This window comes from Ruegeria sp. CI8 (genome assembly GCF_056536865.1).
Genome location: NZ_JBQFQL010000002.1, coordinates 45,642 through 63,299 on the forward strand (window position 1 = coordinate 45,642; position 17,658 = coordinate 63,299).

A 17,658-nucleotide genomic window follows, 5' to 3' on the forward strand; every position below is an offset into this window, starting at 1 on the left:
CCACCGATGAGTGAAGCGAGCAAAATTCTGGACGAGTTGAACGACCGATCGCGGGAAGTGTTTCGCCTGATCGTCGAAAGCTATCTGGAAAGCGGCGAACCTGTGGGCAGCCGCACCCTCAGCCGGTCGCTCAGTGAAAAAGTCAGTGCGGCAACGGTTCGCAATGTCATGCAGGATCTCGAGTTTCTGGGCCTTTTGGGCAGTCCGCATGTCAGCGCCGGCCGGGTGCCCACACAGGTTGGGCTGCGCATGTTCGTCGACGGCCTGCTGGAAGTTGGCGACCTGGGCGAGGACGACCGCAAGAAGCTGGATGAGACGCTGGGCAGCAATTCCGGTGATGTCAGCGGTATGCTGGATCGCGTCGGGGCCGCCTTGTCGAACGTCACGCATGGCGCGTCGCTGGTGCTGACACCCAAGCACGAATCCGAAATCAAGCATATCGAGTTCGTTTCCCTGGGCCATGACCGGGCCCTGGTGGTATTGGTTTTCGCAGATGGCCATGTGGAGAACCGGCTGTTCACGCCACCACCGGGTCAGACGCCCAGTTCGATGCGTGAGGCGGCCAATTTCCTGAACGCCCTGATCGAGGGCCGGAAACTGTCCGATGTGCGCCGGATGATCCAGACCGAGATTGCGGCGCGCAGGCAAGAGATCGACGTGCTGGCCCGCGAGCTTGTGGAAAGCGGCCTTGCGGCCTGGGAGGGCGAGGCGTCGGACTCGGCGCGTCTGATCGTGCGTGGTCGGGCGAATCTGCTGGGCGACACCGGTCAGGAAGAGGAGCTGGAGCGAATCCGGGTCCTGTTTGACGATCTGGAACGCAAGCGTGACATAGCCGAATTCCTCGAATTGACCGAGGAAGGCGAAGGCGTGCGCATTTTTATCGGCTCGGAGAACAAACTTTTCTCACTTTCGGGTTCCTCTTTGGTGGTGTCTCCTTATATGAACGCTGATCGAAAGATAATCGGCGCCGTTGGCGTGATCGGGCCGACCCGTTTGAACTATGGGCGGATCGTGCCGATCGTGGACTATACGGCGCAACTGGTTGGGAAACTGATTTCCGATCGGAGCTAGAGGGTAAAAGATGGCAGAGCCGAAGAACGAAGACTTTCTGGACGACATTGCAACTGCCGAGGCGGAAGAACTGGCCGAGGAGATGGCCGAGATCAGCGAAGAAGCGCTGGAACTGGATGCCCTGAAGGCCGAGCGCGACGAGTTGCGCGACAAGTTCATGCGCGCCCTGGCGGATGCGGAAAACGCACGCAAGCGTGGCGACAGGGCCCGCCGTGAGGCCGAACAGTATGGTGGGTCCAAATTGGCGCGCGACATGCTGCCGGTCTACGACAACATGAAACGAGCGCTCGAGGCGGCTACGGACGAGCAGAAAGAGGTTGCGGCCGGCCTGATCGAAGGTGTCGAGCTGACCATGCGCGTGTTGAAGGACGTATTCCAGAAACACGGGATCGAGGTGATCACACCCGAGGTTGGCGACAAGTTCGACCCGAATCTGCACGAAGCCATGTTCGAAGCCCCTGTGCCGGGCACCAAAGCGGGCGAGATCATCCAGGTCTCGGCCGAAGGGTTCATGCTGCATGACCGCCTGCTGCGTCCGGCGCAGGTGGGGGTCAGCTCGACCCCGGCCAGCTGACGGGCCAGTGCTTCACTGACAATTGAATGGGGCGGTCAGGATTTGGCCGCCTCTTTCAGTTTGTAGATCAGGTCCAGCGCTTCGCGCGGGGTCAACTCGTCCGGCAGGATCTGGTCCAGCATGTCGGTGATTGGCGAGGCCTTCGCAACCGGTGGCGGCGGGGGCGGTGCTGCGGAAAACAGCGGCAGATCATCGATCAGCGCTTTTTGCTTGCCGCCCTCGCGCTCGGTCTTCTCCAACTGGTCCAGAACCACCCGTGCGCGCTCGACGACCGAAGCCGGCAAGCCCGCCAGTTGCGCGACCTGCACGCCATAAGACCGGTCGGCCGCGCCTTTGTGGACCTCGTGCAGGAAGATCACCTCGCCCTCCCATTCCTTGACCGCGACGGTGGCGTTTTCGACGCCCTCCAGCTTGCCGGCCAGCGCGGTCAGTTCGTGGTAATGGGTGGCGAACAGGGCGCGGCAGCGGTTGGCGGCGTGCAGATGTTCCAGCGTGGCCCAGGCGATGGACAGGCCGTCATAGGTGGCGGTGCCGCGTCCGATCTCATCGAGGATCACCAGCGCCCGGTCATCGGCCTGGTTGAGGATGGCCGCGGTTTCGACCATCTCGACCATGAAGGTCGACCGGCCCCGCGCCAGATCGTCGGAGGCACCCACGCGGCTGAACAACTGGCTGACCAGCCCGATACGCGCGCGCTCGGCCGGAACGAAACTGCCCATCTGCGCCAACAGGGCAATCAGCGCGTTCTGGCGCAGGAAGGTCGATTTACCCGCCATGTTCGGACCGGTCAGCAGCCAGATGGCCGCACCGTCCTCGGCGCTGAGGTCGCAGTCATTGGCGATGAAGGCATCACCCGATTGCTGGCGCAACGCGTGCTCCACCACCGGGTGGCGGCCCGCGACGATATCAAAGGCGCGCGAACCGTCCACCTGCGGTCGGCACCAGTTCTCGCCCCGCGCCAGGTCGGCCAGCGCGGTGGTCAGATCCAGCTCGGCCAGCCCGCGCGCGGCTTGATTGATGCGGGCAGCATGCGCCAGAATCTCGTCAGACAGCCTTTGATAGAGCCGCTTTTCGATCTCAAGCGCCAGGTTGCCGGCGTTCAGGATGCGGGTTTCGATCTCGCTGAGCTCAACCGTAGTGAACCGCACCTGGTTGGCGGTTGTCTGGCGGTGGATATAGGTCTCGCTGAACGGCGGGTTCAGCATCTTTTCGGCATGGGTGGCCGTGGTTTCGATGAAATAGCCCAGCACGTTGTTGTGCTTGATCTTCAACGAGGCGATGCCGGTATGTTCCGCGTATTTCTGCTGAAACCCGGCAATGACCGAGCGGCCTTCGTCGCGCAGGGTGCGGGCCTCGTCCAGCTCGGCGTCGAAACCGGGGGCGATGAAGCCGCCATCGCGCACCAGCAGTGGCGGGTCGGCGACCAGCGCCTGATCCAGCAGGTCGAGCAGATCGTCGAAGCCCACGAGGTTCTGCACCGCGGTCGCCAGCAGCACCGGCAGGTCCTGACCGGCGCAGATCTCGGCAATCGCCTGCGCCTGCGCCAGCCCGTTGCGGATGGCGGCTATGTCGCGCGGGCCACCGCGCTCCAGCGACAGGCGCGACAGGGCGCGGTCCAGATCGGGCGTCTTGCGCAAGGCTTCGCGCAGATCGGCGGCGATCAAGCTGTCCTGGGCGGCAAAATCAACCGCGTCCAACCGTGCGTGGATCACATCCAGATTGCGCGAGGGGCTGGACAGGCGTTGTTCCAACAGGCGCGCGCCGCCCGGGGTCACGGTCCGATCCACCACCGACAGCAGCGATCCGGCCCGTCCGCCCGACAAAGATCGCGTAAGTTCAAGGTTGCGGCGGGTGGCCGCGTCGATCTGCACGACGCGATCCTCGGATTCTTTCATCGGCGTCTGCAGCAGCGGCAGTTTGCCCTTTTGCGTGATCTCCAGATAGTCGATCAGCGCGCCCATGGCCGAGATCTCGGCCCGGCCAAAGCTGCCGAACGCGTCCAGCGTGCCCACGTGAAACAACCCGCAGATGCGTTTTTCTGCCGCAGTGCTGTCAAAACTGGCCCGCCCGATGGGGGTGAGCGCGATGCCCAGGTCCTGGACCGTGTCGCGCAGACCGGCCTCAGTGCCGTCGGCCACGATCAGCTCGGACGGGGCCAGCCGGGCCAGCTCGGGGCTGAGGCGGACCGAGGTCAGCGGCATCACGTGAAACGCCCCGGTCGAGATGTCGGCCCAGGCCAGCGCGGCCTCGTCGCGCACCTCGGCATAGGCGGCCAGATAATTGTGGCGGCGCGCCTCCAGCAGGGCGTCTTCGGTCAGGGTGCCGGGGGTGACAAGGCGCACGACATCGCGCTTTACCACCGATTTAGAGCCTCTTTTTTTGGCCTCGGCCGGGCTTTCCATCTGTTCGCAGACGGCGACGCGAAAGCCCTTGCGGATCAGCGTCAGCAGATAGCCCTCGGCCGAATGCACCGGCACGCCGCACATGGGGATGTCGTCGCCATTGTGCTTGCCGCGCTTGGTCAGGGCGATGTCCAGCGCCTCGGCGGCGTTCACGGCGTCTTCAAAGAACATCTCGTAGAAATCGCCCATGCGGTAGAACAGCAGGGCGTCTTTGTGGGCCTCTTTGATTTCCAGGTATTGCGCCATCATCGGCGTGACGTTGGACAAGGCTGCTCCCCTCTGGCGTATTCCGGCGCGACCTTACAAATCCCCCAACCGCGACGAAAGGTGAAATCGCATAGTCGTTGAGGCGCGCCCGCGCCTGCGGTATGAGGCGAAAAGCCCCGAAGTCATGGAACCGACCGTCAAAATGCCCAAAGCGAAGATCACCAAAGAAGAGGCGCTGGCCTTTCACCTGGAACCCACCCCCGGAAAGTGGGAGGTGCAGGCCACCGTTCCCATGACCACGCAACGCGATCTGTCGCTGGCCTACAGCCCCGGCGTGGCGGTTCCGTGTGAAGCCATCGCCGAAAACCCCGAGACCGCCTATGACTATACCAACAAGGGCAACCTTGTGGCCGTGATCTCGAACGGAACGGCGGTTCTGGGGCTGGGCAATCTGGGCGCTCTGGGGTCCAAGCCGGTGATGGAGGGCAAATCGGTCCTGTTCAAGCGCTTCGCCGACGTGAACTCGATCGACATCGAGCTGGATACCGAGGACCCCGACGAATTCTGCCGCGCGGTCAAGCTGATGGGGCCGACCTTCGGCGGCATCAACCTGGAAGACATCAAGGCGCCCGAGTGCTTCATCATCGAACAGCGCCTGAAGGAAGAGATGGACATCCCTGTCTTTCACGACGACCAGCACGGCACGGCGGTGATCTGTGCGGCGGGGCTGATCAACGCGCTGCACATCTCGGGCAAGAAGATCGAGGATGTGAAGATCGTCCTCAACGGGGCCGGGGCGGCGGGGATCGCCTGTATCGAACTGCTCAAGTCGATGGGCGCCCGGCATGAAAACTGCATCGTCTGCGACACCAAGGGCGTGATCTACCAGGGCCGGACCGAGGGGATGAACCAGTGGAAATCGGCGCATGCGATTTCGACCGAGCTGCGCACGCTGGAAGAGGCCATGAAGGGCGCAGACGTGTTTCTGGGCGTATCCGTCAAAGGCGCGGTCACGCAGGAGATGGTCGCCAGCATGGCCGACAATCCGGTGATCTTCGCAATGGCCAACCCCGATCCGGAAATCACCCCGGAAGAGGCGCACGAGGTGCGCGTTGACGCGATCGTGGCCACCGGGCGCAGCGACTACCCCAACCAGGTCAACAACGTTCTGGGCTTTCCCTACCTGTTCCGCGGGGCGCTGGACATTCACGCCCGCGCCATCAATGACGAGATGAAGATCGCCTGCGCCCACGCGCTGGCCCGTCTGGCGCGCGAGGATGTGCCCGACGAGGTGGCGCTGGCTTATGGCAAATCGCTGACCTTCGGGCGCGACTACATCATTCCCACGCCATTTGATCCGCGCCTGATCTATCGCATTCCGCCGGCCGTCGCGAAGGCGGGGATGGACACCGGCGCGGCCCGGCGGCCGATCATTGACATGGAGGCTTATGAGCTGAGCCTCAAGTCGCGTATGGACCCGACCGCCAGCATTCTGCGTGGCCTGAACGCCCGGGCCCGCGCGGCGCAAAGCCGGATGATCTTTGCCGAGGGCGACGATCCGCGGGTTTTGCGCGCGGCGGTGACGTATCAGCGGTCGGGCTTCGGCAAGGCGCTGGTCGTGGGCCGGCCCGACGACGTGAAGACCAAGCTGGAAGCCGCCGGTCTGGGCGACGCGGTGCGCGAATTGGAGGTGGTCAACGCCGCCAACACCACGCATCTCGATGCCTACAAGGACTTTCTGTACCAGCGGTTGCAGCGCAAAGGCTTTGACCGCAAGGACATCCACCGCCTGGCCGCGCGCGACCGGCATGTGTTCTCGGCCCTGATGCTGGCGCATGGGCATGGCGACGGTCTGGTGACCGGGGCCACCCGCAAATCGGCGCATGTGCTGGACCGCATCAGCCATGTGTTCGACGCCGACGCCGCCCATGGCGCCGCCGGGATCACCGCGCTGCTGCACAAGGGCCGGATCGTGCTGATCGGCGACACGCTGGTGCATGAATGGCCCGACGAGAACGATCTGGCGACGATTGCCGAACGCGCCGCCACGGTTGCCCGCCACATGGGGCTGGAGCCTCGGGTGGCCTTCGTCAGCTTCTCGACCTTCGGCTATCCGGTCTCCGAGCGGACCGAAAAGCTGTACAAAGCCCCGCAAGTGCTGGAGGCGCGCGGCGTCGATTTCGAATACGAAGGCGAAATGACCGTCGACGTGGCGCTGAACGCCCACCAGCAAGAGGCCTATCCCTTCTGCCGCCTGACCGGGCCGGCCAACATCCTGATCGTGCCCGCGCGGCACTCGGCCTCGATTTCCACCAAGCTGATGCAGGAGATGGCCGGAGCCACGGTGATCGGCCCGATCCTGACCGGCATCGACAAGCCGATCCAGATCTGTTCGACCGGCTCGACCGCGAATGACATCCTGAACATGGCCATCCTGGCCTCGTGCGACATGGCGTGATCCGATGGCAATCTGGAACCTGGGCTCGATCAATGCCGACATGGTTTATGCGCTGCCGCACCTGCCGGCGCCGGGTGAAACCCTTGCGGCCAGCGGTTTGCAGCGGTTTCTGGGCGGCAAAGGCGCGAACATGTCGGTTGCGGCGGCGCGGGCCGGGGCGCATGTGCGCCACATCGGCGCCGTGGGGGCCGACGGGCTGTGGGCGCGCGACCGGTTGACCGAATACGGGGTCGACACGCGGCACATCGCGCAGGTCGATCAGCCCACGGGCCATGCGATCATCGCCGTGGATGCGCAGGGCGAAAACCTGATCATCCTGTACCCCGGCGCCAACCATGCGATCGGAGCCGGTCAGGTTTCCGCCGCGCTGGCAGACTCTGACACGGGCGATCTTCTGGTGTTCCAGAACGAAACCACCGCACAGGTCGCGGCCGCGAAACTGGGCCGCGAGCGGGGTCTGACGGTGTGTTATGCCGCAGCCCCCTTCAGCGCAACGGCGGTGCAGGCGGTGCTGCCCTATCTGGATTTCCTGATCCTGAACGAGGTCGAGGCCGCCCAGCTGCAACAGGCGACGGGGCTGGCCCCGGCCGATCTGCCGGTCGAGCATGTCATCGTCACGCTGGGGTCAAAAGGCGCCCGCTATCATCAACGCGGGCAGGCGGCGGCAGAGTTTCCCGCCCACAAGGTTAAGGCCGTGGATACGACCGGGGCCGGGGACACCTTCACCGGATATGTCCTGGCGGGAATGGACCGGGGGATGCCGATGGCGCAGGCCATCACCCAGGCCAACCGGGCGGCCGCGCTCATGGTGATGCGACCCGGCACGGCAGACGTCATTCCCGACCTGAAAGAGGTGCGCGAGGCCGCACTGGATTAAGATCCGGCAAACGGCGCGGCGCTGCCCCACAATTGCCGGACCCGCGCATCGCGGCCGCAGGCCTTGCGATACGCCTTGTAGGCATTCAGCTGGCGTTTCGGCCCGAACCGGGTGAACACCAGCTTTTTGCCCTTGTAGTAATCCTGATGATAGGCCTCGGCCGGATAGAACGCCCCAAGCGGCAGAACCGGAGTCACGATGGCCTGACCGAGCGCACGCTGCGCATCGGCTTTGCTGCGTTCGGCCAAAACATTTTCGCCTGTGTTAGAGACGAAAATCGCGGTGCGATAGCTGTCGCCCCGGTCACAGAACTGCCCGCCCGCATCGGTGGGATCGACCGAGCGGAAGAACAGGTTCAGCAGGGTTTCACGGGAAACACGGGCCGGATCGAAGGTGATCTGCACCGCCTCGTAATGGCCGGTGCCGCCGCTCGTGACCTGGCTGTAGGTGGGGTTCGGAGTCGTGCCGCCGGTATAGCCCGAAACCGCCTCGATCACGCCGGGTACGGATTCGAAATCGGCTTCGACGCACCAGAAACAGCCGCCCGCCACGGTCAGCGTCTCGGTCCCGGCCGCAGGGGCCGGCTGAGCGCGCAGGATCAGCGCCAGCGCAATCAGTGCAAACAGAAGGGTCAGCTTGATCTGGTCGAGGCAACGGGTCATGGCGGATCTCCTTTCCGCCTCAGGCTGCCGCGCAACGGGGCGGCTGGCAATCGGCTGAAACCGTTTGTCACGCGGTGGTGAGACGAGTTTATCGCCTAGCCCAGCAACTGCCCCAGCTTCATCGCGACGCCCATGTCGCCCGAGATCTTAAGCTTGCCCATCATCACCCCGGTCATCGGGTTCAGCTTGCCGGTCAGCAGTTTGCCCAGGTTTTCGCGCGAGATGCGGATGGTGCAATCGGTTTCGCGGTCCTGGGTTGTGGCCGTGTTGTCGGCCAGCACGATCACGCCATCGGCGCCGCAATCGAATTTCAACGAGCCTTCAAAGCGTTTGTCGGCCAGCCCCTTCTGGAGTCCTTCGGTGATCTCCTGCAGCATCCCTGCCTCCCTTTTTCGCACTTGCGTTTGGGGTGACAGAGGGCAGGGGCCGGGGCAAGCGTGACCTTACGGGAAACCGCTCAGCCTAGGGCTTGCTGCGTGCGCGGGCAGGGCTGACCGTCGTAGAACGCACCCAGAACCGCCTGGAATTCGGGTGGAGCATCGGGCACGGCGGCGAACAGGGTCATGGATGACCGCAGCTTCTTGGCGTCCACCTTGCCCAGAATTTCGGCCGGGTCCTTGCCCGCGTGGGTCAGCATCAGCCGGGCCACCTCGGACAGGCGGCGGCGCAGTTCGGGGTGGGCAAGATAGGCGGCAGCCTCGCCCAGATCCTCGATCCCGTAGAGCTGCGCCATGTGCGACTGGCCCAACTCGGCCAGTTGCGGAAAGACGAACCACATCCAATGGCTGGTCTTCTGTCCCTGTTCCAGTTCGCGCAGGACATCGGACCAGACCGTGTCCTGCGCTTCGATGAACATTTCCAGTTCGTCGTCCAGGCCGTCATCCTCGGTCACTTGGACAACCGCTTGTCGCGTGCCGCCAGCAGCTTGAGCCGCAGTGCGTTCAGCTGGATGAAGCCGGCGGCGTCTTTCTGGTCATAGGCACCGGCGTCTTCCTCAAAAGTCACATGCGCCTCGGAATACAGCGAGTGATCCGACCAGCGGCCCACGGTCGAGGCCAGACCCTTGTACAGCTTCACGCGAACGGTGCCGGTGACGTGTTCCTGGCTTTTGTCGATGGCGGCCTGCAGCATCTCGCGCTCGGGGCTGTACCAGAAGCCGTTGTAGATCAGCTCGGCATATTGCGGCATCAGCTGGTCCTTCAGGTGCATCGCGCCGCGGTCCATGGTGATGGATTCGATGCCACGATGAGCTTCCAGCAGGATGGTGCCGCCCGGTGTTTCATAGATGCCGCGCGACTTCATGCCCACGAACCGGCCCTCGACAAGATCCAGACGACCGATGCCGTGCTTGCCGCCGTATTCGTTCAGCTTGGTCAGGATGGTGGCGGGGCTCATCGCCTCGCCATTGATGCTGACCGGGTCGCCTTTTTCAAAGCCGATCTCGATATATTCGGGCTCGTTCGGGGCGTCCTCGGGGTGGACGGTGCGCTGATAGACATAGTCGGGCGCCTGAACGGCGGGATCTTCCAGAACCTTGCCCTCGGACGAGGTGTGCAGCAGGTTTGCGTCCACCGAGAAGGGCGCCTCGCCGCGCTTGTCCTTGGCGATCGGGATCTGGTGCGCCTCGGCGAATTCCAGCAGCTTGGTGCGGCTGGTCAGGTCCCACTCGCGCCAGGGCGCGATCACCTTGATGTCGGGGTTCAGCGCATAGGCCGCCAGTTCGAACCGCACCTGGTCATTGCCCTTGCCGGTGGCGCCATGCGCCACCGCGTCAGCGCCGGTTTCCTTGGCGATCTCGATCAGGCGCTTGGAAATCAGCGGACGCGCGATCGAGGTACCCAGCAGGTACAGCCCTTCGTACTGCGCATTGGCGCGGAACATGGGGAAGACGAAATCGCGCACGAACTCCTCGCGGATGTCCTCGATATAGATGTTCTCGGGCTTGATCCCCAGCAGCTCGGCCTTCTGGCGGGCGGGCTCAAGCTCTTCGCCCTGACCCAGATCGGCGGTGAAGGTCACCACCTCGCAGCCATACTCGGTCTGCAGCCATTTCAGGATGATCGAGGTATCAAGGCCACCGGAATAGGCCAGAACAACTTTCTTGGGCGCGGACATCTGACTTCCCCTTATGCGTAAGACGATTGGCCCCTAGCGGGTTTTCGACGTGGGGGCAAGAAGCTGTGGATTGACCGGGCGGCGGAATTGCAGTCAAACGGTATCAACCATGGATTGATTAAGGAAATTTCGGAATGCTCGGATGGAATATTTTTGCCCACTCGCTTCGGATGGTTTTTGGCAATCTCAAGCAGGTGGCGCAAATCGTTATCGGTCCGGCCGTAATTGGAACGGTTGCGATCATCGGCCTGTTCATGGTGTCCGGAATTCCACTCGAGGCATTCGATGACAATCCGAACGGGCTACCGCCGGGGGTGAATCCGGGGGCCCTTATTCTGTTCGCGTTTCTCCTATTCGTCGTGATGGTCCTCATCATGGGCTGGATCGCGGTGGCCTGGCACAGATACATTCTTCTGGAAGAGTATCCTTCCGGCGTGCTGCCCACCTTTCGGTTCGATCGCATTCTGGCCTATTTCGGACGCGGGCTGATGCTCGGGATCCTGATGGCAATTGCATTCCTGCCGATGGGGATCCTGACAGGCATGCTGGGCGAAGGACTGATCGCTGTTTCGATCATCCTGACGATCGGCTACCTGGTTTTCCTGGCTATTTGCTTCTATCGGCTGTCCATCATCCTGCCGGCTGCGGCAATCGGCCAGCCGATCACGTTGGCCGAGGCTTGGAACAACACTCTGGGTACCGGAGGTACAATCGTCGTTCTTATCGTCGTTTCGTTCCTGTTTCAGTTTCTGGTTCAGCTGGCGATCGGAGTTTTGTCGATCATTCCGGTACTGGGTGTATTGATCGCCCTGTTTTTCGGGATTCTGATCCTGCCGATGATCAACGTCAGCATCCTGACCACGATGTACGGCGTGTTCATCGAAAAGCGCGAACTGGGCTGATCGCCCGTACACCGATGTATTCCTTGCCCTTGTCGGCCTGATGGGGCAGGGAATGCGGCATGAGTGATTTCATGACCCGCGCCCGCGCCGCCGAACAGGCGATGCGCACCGTGTTTCCTGCAACGCCGTTGCAGCGCAATGCCCATCTGTCCGAGAAATACGATGCCGACATCTGGCTGAAACGCGAAGACCTCAGCCCGGTGCGGTCCTACAAGATCCGCGGCGCGTTCAACGCCATGCGCAAGCAGCAGGGACAGGACCTGTTCGTCTGCGCCAGCGCTGGCAACCACGCGCAGGGCGTGGCCTTTATGTGCAAGCACATGGGGGTCAAAGGCGTGATCTTCATGCCGGTGACGACACCTCAGCAAAAGATCCAGAAGACCCGAATCTTTGGTGGCGACAACGTCGAGATCCACCTGACTGGCGACTATTTCGACCACACGCTTGCCGCGGCTCAGGACTGGTGCGCGCAGCAGGGCGGGTATTTCCTGTCGCCCTTCGACGATGACGACGTGATCGAGGGGCAGGCCTCATTGGCCGTCGAAATCGAGGAACAGCTGGGCCGCCTTCCCGATCACGTGGTGCTGCCGGTGGGTGGTGGCGGCATGTCCTCGGGTGTGGCGACATGGTTCGGCGACCGCACCCATTGCCTGTTCGTCGAGCCCGCGGGCGGGGCCTGTCTGCGCGCGGCGCTGGCGGCGGGCCATCCGGTGGCGCTGGACAAGGTGGACAATTTCGTCGACGGCGCGGCGGTGGGCCGGATCGGGGACAAGCCGTTCCAGCTGTTGCGCGACCGGCACCTGTCGGACGTGATCGTTCTGTCCGAGGACCGCATCTGCACCACCATGATCGAGATGCTGAACGTGGAAGGCATCGTGCTAGAACCCGCCGGCGCCCTGGCGATCGAGGCGGTGAGCGACGTCCAAAGCTTTGTGCGCGGCAAGACGGTCGTCTGCGTCACCTCGGGCGGGAATTTCGATTTCGAGCGTCTTCCCGAGGTCAAAGAGCGGGCGCAGCGCTACTCGGGCGTCAAGAAGTACTTCATCCTGCGCCTGCCGCAGCGTCCCGGAGCACTGAAGGAATTTCTGAACATCCTCGGCCCTGAAGATGACATCGCCCGGTTTGAATACATGAAGAAATCAGCGCGCAATTTCGGTTCAGTCCTGATCGGGATCGAGACCAGCAAGCCGGACAATTTCCTGCGCCTGTTTGCGCATCTCGACGATGCCGGGTTCGTCTATACCGACATCACCGAGGACGAGACGCTGGCGCAGTTTGTGATCTGACCGATTACAGGTTGTCCTTTAAGCCGGACATGAATTCCGCGCGCGAGCGGTCGAAAGCCGCGATGACCGCGTCCAGATCGACTTCCGCCCCATGGCCCGCAGCGGCGCGCCGTTCGCCATCCTGACAGAGTTTGGACAGGCTCTCAAAACCAAGGCTCAATGCACTGCCCTTGAGGAAATGCAGGTTCTGCTCAAGCGCGGATCGGTCGGTGTCCGATGTCAAGCGGCCCATGACCTCACCGACTTCATCCAGAAAAATCCGGACGACCTCGTCGAACTCCTCGGACCCGACTTCATCACGCAGCTGGCGCACCCTTGGCCAGTGTATCATCACCGTCCTCCACCTTGACCGAAACCGTCTCTGAATACCGGTCCGGGGTAAAATCCGGGTTAAGCCACTGCGGTGAACAGCTTTCATCGGTTGTTAAGCCGAGCGCCGTAGCTTTGCCCCACCCCAGTTGGAAAATACGCAGAGGTTTCGCGTGCGAGTGTCCAGCCAAATTGAGGCCAAGGCTGACCTGGATTTTGGAGCCATCCGGACTGTGCTGGTGGTCGATGACAGCCGCCTGCAACGCCGTATTCTGGTGGCGTCGCTGAAGAAATGGGGATTCACGGTTGTCGAGGCCGACAGCGGTGAAGAAGCGATCGAGATCTGCAAACAGGACCTGCCCGATCTGGTGCTCAGTGACTGGGTGATGCCGGGCATGGGCGGGCTGGAATTCTGCCGCGCGTTTCGCGCGTTGGAGAACGACCAGTACACCTATTTCATCCTTCTGACCTCAAAAAGTGAAAAGCAGGAAGTCGCGCGCGGTCTGGATGCCGGTGCGGATGATTTCCTGATCAAACCGCTAGAAGCAGACGAGTTGCGGGCCCGCATTTCGGCAGGAGGCCGCATTCTCGATATGCAGCGCGAGCTTTCGGACAAGAACCGGTTGATCGAAACCGCTTTGGCCGAACTGCGCCTTGCGCATGACGCCATCGACAAGGATCTGATTCAGGCGCGCAAGATACAGGAATCACTGGTGCCGGAACTCTATCGGGAATTTGGCAGGTCCCGGGTCAGCCTGATGCTCAAACCCTGCGGCCACATCGGGGGTGACCTGGTGGGGATGTTTTCGCCGGGCGCGAACCGGATCGGGTTCTACAGCATCGATGTCTCCGGCCACGGTATCACGTCAGCAATGATGACGGCGCGGTTGGGCGGGTATCTGACCAGCCAGCATTTCGATCAGAACGTCGCAATGGAGAAGCGGTTCAACAAGTTCTACGCCTTGCTGCCACCCGAGCAGGTAGCCGCTATCCTGAATGCCCGCCTGATGGCCGACACGGGGATCGAGGAATATTTCACCATGGTCTACGCCATCGTGGATCTGCGCAACGGCCACCTGAGGATGGTTCAGGCTGGGCACCCCCATCCACTGCTGTTGCGCCGGACCGGCCGGGCAGAGTTCCTTGGGGATGGCGGCCTTCCCATCGGATTGCTGCCCGATGTGGCGTTCCAGCAGACCGAAACCTATCTGCAGCGCGGTGACAAGCTGCTGTTGTACTCGGACGGCTTCACCGAATGCCGTGTCAAACACGGTGATCTTCTGGATGAGGACGGGCTGCAACGGATGGCGCTGGAATGCCTAGGAGCGAACAGCGGGCCGGAGTTTCTGGACGACATGTTCTGGAGATTGACTCAGGGCATGCCGCCGGGTGCCGGGATGGAGGATGACGTTTCAGCCGTGTTTTTCGAGTACAACGGAAACTAAAGCCCGGATAGATGCAGCCGCGCGAAGTGCCGGTCGCCTGCATTGCCCAACATGTGAACCGCATCGCCGGTGTTCATCCAAACCGCCTCATGAAAGGGTTCGGTCGGTGGTCCTTTGCGTTGAACCGGGCGAGCCCGGTAGATCAGGCAGACTTTCTCGGCCCACAAATCATATTCGGGCATGTAGGTGAAACGCCGGAACGCACCAACCCGCCGCGGATCCGCGATCGACCAACCGGTTTCTTCGAACACCTCGCGATGCAGGGCGACTATTGGCGACTCGCCCGGGTCGATCCCGCCTCCGGGCAGCTGCAAGTCGGGTCCGGGTTCAGTCTGGCAGGTCAGCAGCAGGCTGGCCCCGCGCGGCAGCAGCGCATAGACGCCGACCCGGCGCGTGTATTTCCGTCCCGGTTCCGGGGTTTCGCCGAACCGTCTGATCATGTAAGGACCCTTTCAACCCCGAATGTACGACCTATATGGTGGCGATATGCCAACTTGCGGCGCTTAAGGAAACCCCATGTCTCTTGGAACGAAAATCGCGTGGGACGATACCGTCCTGCCCTTTCAACTTGATGTATCGGATATGCGTGGCCGCGTGGCCCGGCTGGACGGGGTGCTGGACGGCATCCTGAAGCAGCACAACTACCCCGCGCAGGTCGAGGCGCTGGTGGCCGAGATGGCCTTGCTGACCGCGCTGATCGGCCAGACCGTCGCGCTGCGCTGGAAGCTGTCGTTGCAGGTTCAGTCCAAGGGGCCGGTGCGGATGATCGCCACCGACTATTACGCCCCGCGCGAAGAGGGCCAGCCCGCGCAGATCAGGGCCTATGCCAGCTTTGACCGCGACCGTCTGACCGAAGGTGCTCCCTTTGATCAGGTGGGCGAGGGATACTTTGCGATCCTGATCGACCAGGGCAAGGGGACGCAACCCTATCAGGGGATCACGCCGCTGGCCGGAGGATCGCTCAGCGCCTGTGCCGAGGCGTATTTCGCGCAGTCCGAACAGCTGCCGACCCGCTTCTCGCTCAGCTTTGGCCGGTCGACCGAGCCGGGTGTGGGCGAACGCTGGCGCGCCGGCGGCATCATGCTGCAGCACATGCCAAAGGCGTCTCCGTTTGTCGCCAGCGGCGAGGGTACGGGCGAAGTTCTGACAGCCGCCGATCTGGTCGATGGTCAGGAAGAAGAGAATTGGGGCCGGGTCAACATCCTGCTGGACACGGTCGAGGATCTGGAAATGATCGGGCCGTCCGTGGCGCCGACCGACCTGCTGGTGCGCCTGTTCCACGAGGAACAGCCCCGCGTGTACGAGGCCCAGTCGGTGCAGTTCGGCTGCACCTGCTCCGAGGACCGCGTGCGTCAAAGCCTGTCGATCTACTCGGCCCAAGACATCGAGAAGATGACCACGGATGAAGGCACCGTCACCGCCGACTGCCAGTTCTGCGGCGCGCATTATGTGCTGGATCCGAAATCGGTCGGGTTCGAGGCCGAAGATCCGGATGGCGCCTGACCTGATCCCGCGTCTGAGCGCGGCGTTGACCCGTCCGGGCGATCGGTCCAGCGACTTCGACCTCAATCCCGACACGGTTCTGCCTGCGGGGCGCAAGCTGCGCCCGGCAGGTGTTCTGGTCGCCGTGGACCTGGCCCGCGGCGATCCGCGCCTGATCCTGACCAAGCGGTCCTCGGCCCTGAAACACCATCCGGGGCAGATCGCCTTTCCGGGCGGCAAGCAGGACGACACCGATGCGGATGTGACCGCCACCGCCCTGCGCGAGGCGCAGGAAGAGATCGGCCTGCCGCCGGACCTGCCAACCATTCTGGGTACGTTGCCGGTGCATGAAACGGTCACGTCATTCGCCGTGACACCGGTGGTTGCGGTTCTGGAGAGCGGCTTTGACCCGGTGGCCGAACCGGGCGAGGTGGACGAGGTGTTTTCGGTTCCGCTTGCGCATGTGCTGAACCCTGCGAATTATGTGGTTGAATCGCGCATCTGGCGCGGAACACGGCGGTATTACTTCGCGGTGCCCTATGGCCCCTACTACATCTGGGGCGCCACGGCCCGCATGTTGCGCGGGTTGGCGGCACGGATGAACGAATGATGCGGATCACCGAAGACTGGATCACGAACCCGGCTACGCAGAACGTGTGTGCGGCGCTGACCGAGGGCGGCGCGCAGGCGCTGTTCGTGGGGGGCTGCGTACGCAATGCGCTGCTGGGGGCATCGGTCTTGGATCTCGACATCGCCACCGACGCCCGCCCGCAACAGGTGATGGACCTGGCCGAACGGGCCGGGCTGAAGGCAATTCCGACGGGGATTGATCATGGTACTGTGACCGTGGTCAGCGACGGCATACCGCATGAAATCACGACATTTCGCCGCGACGTCGAAACCGATGGGCGACGCGCGGTCGTGGCCTTTTCCGACCAAGTGGAAGAGGACGCCGCCCGTCGCGATTTTACGATGAACGCGCTTTATGCCCGCCCCGACGGCACCATTCTGGACCCGCTGGGCGGCCTGCCTGACCTGCAGGCGCGGCGCGTGCGGTTCATCGGCACGGCCGGGGATCGCATCCGCGAGGACTATCTGCGCTCGTTGCGGTATTTCCGGTTCCACGCCTGGTATGGCAACGCGCAGGCCGGAATGGACCCGGATGCGCTGGCGGCGATTGCGGCGGATCTGGACGGGCTCGACCGGCTGTCGCGCGAACGGGTCGGGGCCGAGATGCTGAAACTTCTGGCCGCGCCCGATCCGGCCCCATCAGTGGCCGCCATGCGCAGCATCGGCGTTCTGGCGCATCTGCTGCCCGGCGCCGACGATCGGGCGCTGCCGATCCTGATCCATCTTGAATCGCAGGCCGGGCTTGCCCCCGACGCGCTGCGCCGTCTGGCAGCCATCGCGGGGCCCGAGGTTGCCGGGACTCTGCGCCTCAGCAAGGCGCAACTGGCCCGCCTGACCCGGATTCGGGACGGCGCGCAGGGCGGTTCCGGGGCGGCCGAATTGGGTTATCGGCTGGGTCGGCCAGACGGACAGGACGCGGCGCTGCTGCGCTGCGCCTTTCTGGAACAGCCTTGGACGGCTGAGACGGGCGCGGCCGTTGAAAAAGGGGCCGCGGTGTCATTCCCGGTCAAGGCCGCCGATCTGCTCGGGCGCTACTCCGGCCCTGCGCTGGGCGCGAAACTGGCCGAACTGGAAAGCCGCTGGATCGCCTCGGATTTCACGCTGGACCGGGACGCGCTGCTGCAAGTTTGACGGGAAGTCTCAAAAGGGGATGACAAGCCTGCAGGTGTTCGGCTAGGGTGCGCCTGTCACATGGATGGAGGACTGCGAATGTATTACGGGATCTGGTTCGGCTAAAG

Annotated in this window: 17 protein-coding genes; 10 read left to right on the plus strand and 7 right to left on the minus strand. The window is 63.1% G+C overall.

The annotated features are described in order from the left end of the window. Positions 1–6: 6 nt before the first annotated feature. Both hrcA and ACR0DA_RS10845 read left to right on the plus strand, forming a co-directional pair. Positions 7–1,071 carry a heat-inducible transcriptional repressor HrcA gene (gene hrcA / locus ACR0DA_RS10840; protein ID WP_170342649.1) on the plus strand — a complete coding sequence of 355 codons (1,065 nt, stop codon included), beginning with the start codon at positions 7–9 and terminating at the stop codon, positions 1,069–1,071. Positions 1,072–1,081: 10 nt separating this feature from the next. Then, the gene (locus tag ACR0DA_RS10845) at positions 1,082–1,645 is read left to right on the plus strand and encodes a nucleotide exchange factor GrpE (protein WP_093963902.1); all 564 of its coding nucleotides are present in this window, start codon (positions 1,082–1,084) and stop codon (positions 1,643–1,645) included. Positions 1,646–1,680: 35 nt separating this feature from the next. Here the strand turns inward: ACR0DA_RS10845 and mutS are convergent, their stop codons facing one another. Then, positions 1,681–4,296, minus strand: a complete 2,616-nt coding sequence (mutS, locus tag ACR0DA_RS10850) for a DNA mismatch repair protein MutS (RefSeq protein ID WP_480754399.1) — start codon at positions 4,294–4,296, stop codon at positions 1,681–1,683. Positions 4,297–4,456: 160 nt separating this feature from the next. Between mutS and ACR0DA_RS10855 the strand changes: the two genes are divergently transcribed. Continuing rightward, positions 4,457–6,712, plus strand: coding sequence for an NADP-dependent malic enzyme (locus ACR0DA_RS10855; protein WP_170342651.1), 2,256 nt, complete (start codon positions 4,457–4,459; stop codon positions 6,710–6,712). A 4-nt stretch (positions 6,713–6,716) separates the two neighbouring features. After that, on the plus strand, positions 6,717–7,589 hold the full coding sequence (locus ACR0DA_RS10860; protein WP_480753978.1) for a ribokinase: 873 nt from the start codon (positions 6,717–6,719) through the stop codon (positions 7,587–7,589). Here the strand turns inward: ACR0DA_RS10860 and msrA are convergent. The 4 genes from msrA to ACR0DA_RS10880 form a co-directional block, all read right to left on the minus strand. Continuing rightward, on the minus strand, positions 7,586–8,251 hold the full coding sequence (gene msrA, locus ACR0DA_RS10865; RefSeq protein ID WP_480753980.1) for a peptide-methionine (S)-S-oxide reductase MsrA: 666 nt from the start codon (positions 8,249–8,251) through the stop codon (positions 7,586–7,588). The two genes, ACR0DA_RS10860 and msrA, sit on opposite strands and share 4 nt — an antisense overlap. Before the next feature lie 95 nt (positions 8,252–8,346). Then, positions 8,347–8,628 carry an SCP2 sterol-binding domain-containing protein gene (locus ACR0DA_RS10870; protein WP_170361121.1) on the minus strand — a complete coding sequence of 94 codons (282 nt, stop codon included), beginning with the start codon at positions 8,626–8,628 and terminating at the stop codon, positions 8,347–8,349. 80 nt (positions 8,629–8,708) lie between these two features. After that, positions 8,709–9,107, minus strand: coding sequence for a DUF1810 domain-containing protein (locus ACR0DA_RS10875; RefSeq protein ID WP_170457427.1), 399 nt, complete (start codon positions 9,105–9,107; stop codon positions 8,709–8,711). 32 nt (positions 9,108–9,139) lie between these two features. Beyond that, positions 9,140–10,366 (minus strand): argininosuccinate synthase, encoded by a 1,227-nt coding sequence (locus tag ACR0DA_RS10880; protein ID WP_093963907.1) that lies wholly within the window; start codon positions 10,364–10,366, stop codon positions 9,140–9,142. 134 nt (positions 10,367–10,500) lie between these two features. On the opposite strand from ACR0DA_RS10880, the gene ACR0DA_RS10885 reads away from it, so the two are divergent. Next, positions 10,501–11,268 carry a hypothetical protein gene (locus ACR0DA_RS10885; RefSeq protein WP_170433564.1) on the plus strand — a complete coding sequence of 256 codons (768 nt, stop codon included), beginning with the start codon at positions 10,501–10,503 and terminating at the stop codon, positions 11,266–11,268. A 59-nt stretch (positions 11,269–11,327) separates the two neighbouring features. Continuing rightward, positions 11,328–12,554: a threonine ammonia-lyase IlvA gene (ilvA, locus tag ACR0DA_RS10890; RefSeq protein ID WP_480753981.1), complete on the plus strand. Its 1,227-nt coding sequence runs from the start codon at positions 11,328–11,330 to the stop codon at positions 12,552–12,554. A gap of 4 nt (positions 12,555–12,558) precedes the next feature. Here ilvA and ACR0DA_RS10895 read toward each other — a convergent pair whose 3' ends face one another. After that, positions 12,559–12,885, minus strand: a complete 327-nt coding sequence (locus ACR0DA_RS10895) for an Hpt domain-containing protein (RefSeq protein WP_170361128.1) — start codon at positions 12,883–12,885, stop codon at positions 12,559–12,561. A gap of 157 nt (positions 12,886–13,042) precedes the next feature. Between ACR0DA_RS10895 and ACR0DA_RS10900 the strand changes: the two genes are divergently transcribed. Further along, the gene (locus ACR0DA_RS10900) at positions 13,043–14,308 is read left to right on the plus strand and encodes a PP2C family protein-serine/threonine phosphatase (protein WP_480753983.1); all 1,266 of its coding nucleotides are present in this window, start codon (positions 13,043–13,045) and stop codon (positions 14,306–14,308) included. Here ACR0DA_RS10900 and ACR0DA_RS10905 read toward each other — a convergent pair. Continuing rightward, positions 14,305–14,748: an NUDIX hydrolase gene (locus ACR0DA_RS10905; RefSeq protein ID WP_170340705.1), complete on the minus strand. Its 444-nt coding sequence runs from the start codon at positions 14,746–14,748 to the stop codon at positions 14,305–14,307. The genes ACR0DA_RS10900 and ACR0DA_RS10905 overlap by 4 nt on opposite strands. 76 nt (positions 14,749–14,824) lie before the next feature. On the opposite strand from ACR0DA_RS10905, the gene hslO reads away from it, so the two are divergent. From hslO to ACR0DA_RS10920, 3 genes are read left to right on the plus strand one after another with little or no spacing between them, the layout of a single operon-like run. Next, positions 14,825–15,811: an Hsp33 family molecular chaperone HslO gene (hslO, locus tag ACR0DA_RS10910; protein WP_170373157.1), complete on the plus strand. Its 987-nt coding sequence runs from the start codon at positions 14,825–14,827 to the stop codon at positions 15,809–15,811. Next, a complete protein-coding gene (locus ACR0DA_RS10915; protein WP_170510634.1) occupies positions 15,801–16,400 on the plus strand; it encodes a CoA pyrophosphatase in 600 nt (199 codons plus the stop codon). The genes hslO and ACR0DA_RS10915 overlap by 11 nt, the downstream gene beginning before the upstream one ends. Beyond that, positions 16,397–17,551, plus strand: a complete 1,155-nt coding sequence (locus tag ACR0DA_RS10920; RefSeq protein WP_170510630.1) for a CCA tRNA nucleotidyltransferase — start codon at positions 16,397–16,399, stop codon at positions 17,549–17,551. The genes ACR0DA_RS10915 and ACR0DA_RS10920 overlap by 4 nt, the downstream gene beginning before the upstream one ends. The last annotated feature ends 107 nt before the right edge of the window (positions 17,552–17,658 follow it).

What these genes read in the sequence shown, in the direction of transcription:
- hrcA (WP_170342649.1), top strand. Translation starts at nt 7, where the DNA reads ATGAGTGAAGCGAGCAAAATTCTGGACGAGTTGAACGACCGATCGCGG.
- ACR0DA_RS10845 (WP_093963902.1), top strand. Translation starts at nt 1,082, where the DNA reads ATGGCAGAGCCGAAGAACGAAGACTTTCTGGACGACATTGCAACTGCC.
- mutS (WP_480754399.1), bottom strand. Translation starts at nt 4,296, where the DNA reads ATGATGGCGCAATACCTGGAAATCAAAGAGGCCCACAAAGACGCCCTG.
- ACR0DA_RS10855 (WP_170342651.1), top strand. Translation starts at nt 4,457, where the DNA reads ATGCCCAAAGCGAAGATCACCAAAGAAGAGGCGCTGGCCTTTCACCTG.
- ACR0DA_RS10860 (WP_480753978.1), top strand. Translation starts at nt 6,717, where the DNA reads ATGGCAATCTGGAACCTGGGCTCGATCAATGCCGACATGGTTTATGCG.
- msrA (WP_480753980.1), bottom strand. Translation starts at nt 8,251, where the DNA reads ATGACCCGTTGCCTCGACCAGATCAAGCTGACCCTTCTGTTTGCACTG.
- ACR0DA_RS10870 (WP_170361121.1), bottom strand. Translation starts at nt 8,628, where the DNA reads ATGCTGCAGGAGATCACCGAAGGACTCCAGAAGGGGCTGGCCGACAAA.
- ACR0DA_RS10875 (WP_170457427.1), bottom strand. Translation starts at nt 9,107, where the DNA reads ATGTTCATCGAAGCGCAGGACACGGTCTGGTCCGATGTCCTGCGCGAA.
- ACR0DA_RS10880 (WP_093963907.1), bottom strand. Translation starts at nt 10,366, where the DNA reads ATGTCCGCGCCCAAGAAAGTTGTTCTGGCCTATTCCGGTGGCCTTGAT.
- ACR0DA_RS10885 (WP_170433564.1), top strand. Translation starts at nt 10,501, where the DNA reads ATGCTCGGATGGAATATTTTTGCCCACTCGCTTCGGATGGTTTTTGGC.
- ilvA (WP_480753981.1), top strand. Translation starts at nt 11,328, where the DNA reads ATGAGTGATTTCATGACCCGCGCCCGCGCCGCCGAACAGGCGATGCGC.
- ACR0DA_RS10895 (WP_170361128.1), bottom strand. Translation starts at nt 12,885, where the DNA reads ATGATACACTGGCCAAGGGTGCGCCAGCTGCGTGATGAAGTCGGGTCC.
- ACR0DA_RS10905 (WP_170340705.1), bottom strand. Translation starts at nt 14,748, where the DNA reads ATGATCAGACGGTTCGGCGAAACCCCGGAACCGGGACGGAAATACACG.
- hslO (WP_170373157.1), top strand. Translation starts at nt 14,825, where the DNA reads ATGTCTCTTGGAACGAAAATCGCGTGGGACGATACCGTCCTGCCCTTT.
- ACR0DA_RS10915 (WP_170510634.1), top strand. Translation starts at nt 15,801, where the DNA reads ATGGCGCCTGACCTGATCCCGCGTCTGAGCGCGGCGTTGACCCGTCCG.
- ACR0DA_RS10920 (WP_170510630.1), top strand. Translation starts at nt 16,397, where the DNA reads ATGATGCGGATCACCGAAGACTGGATCACGAACCCGGCTACGCAGAAC.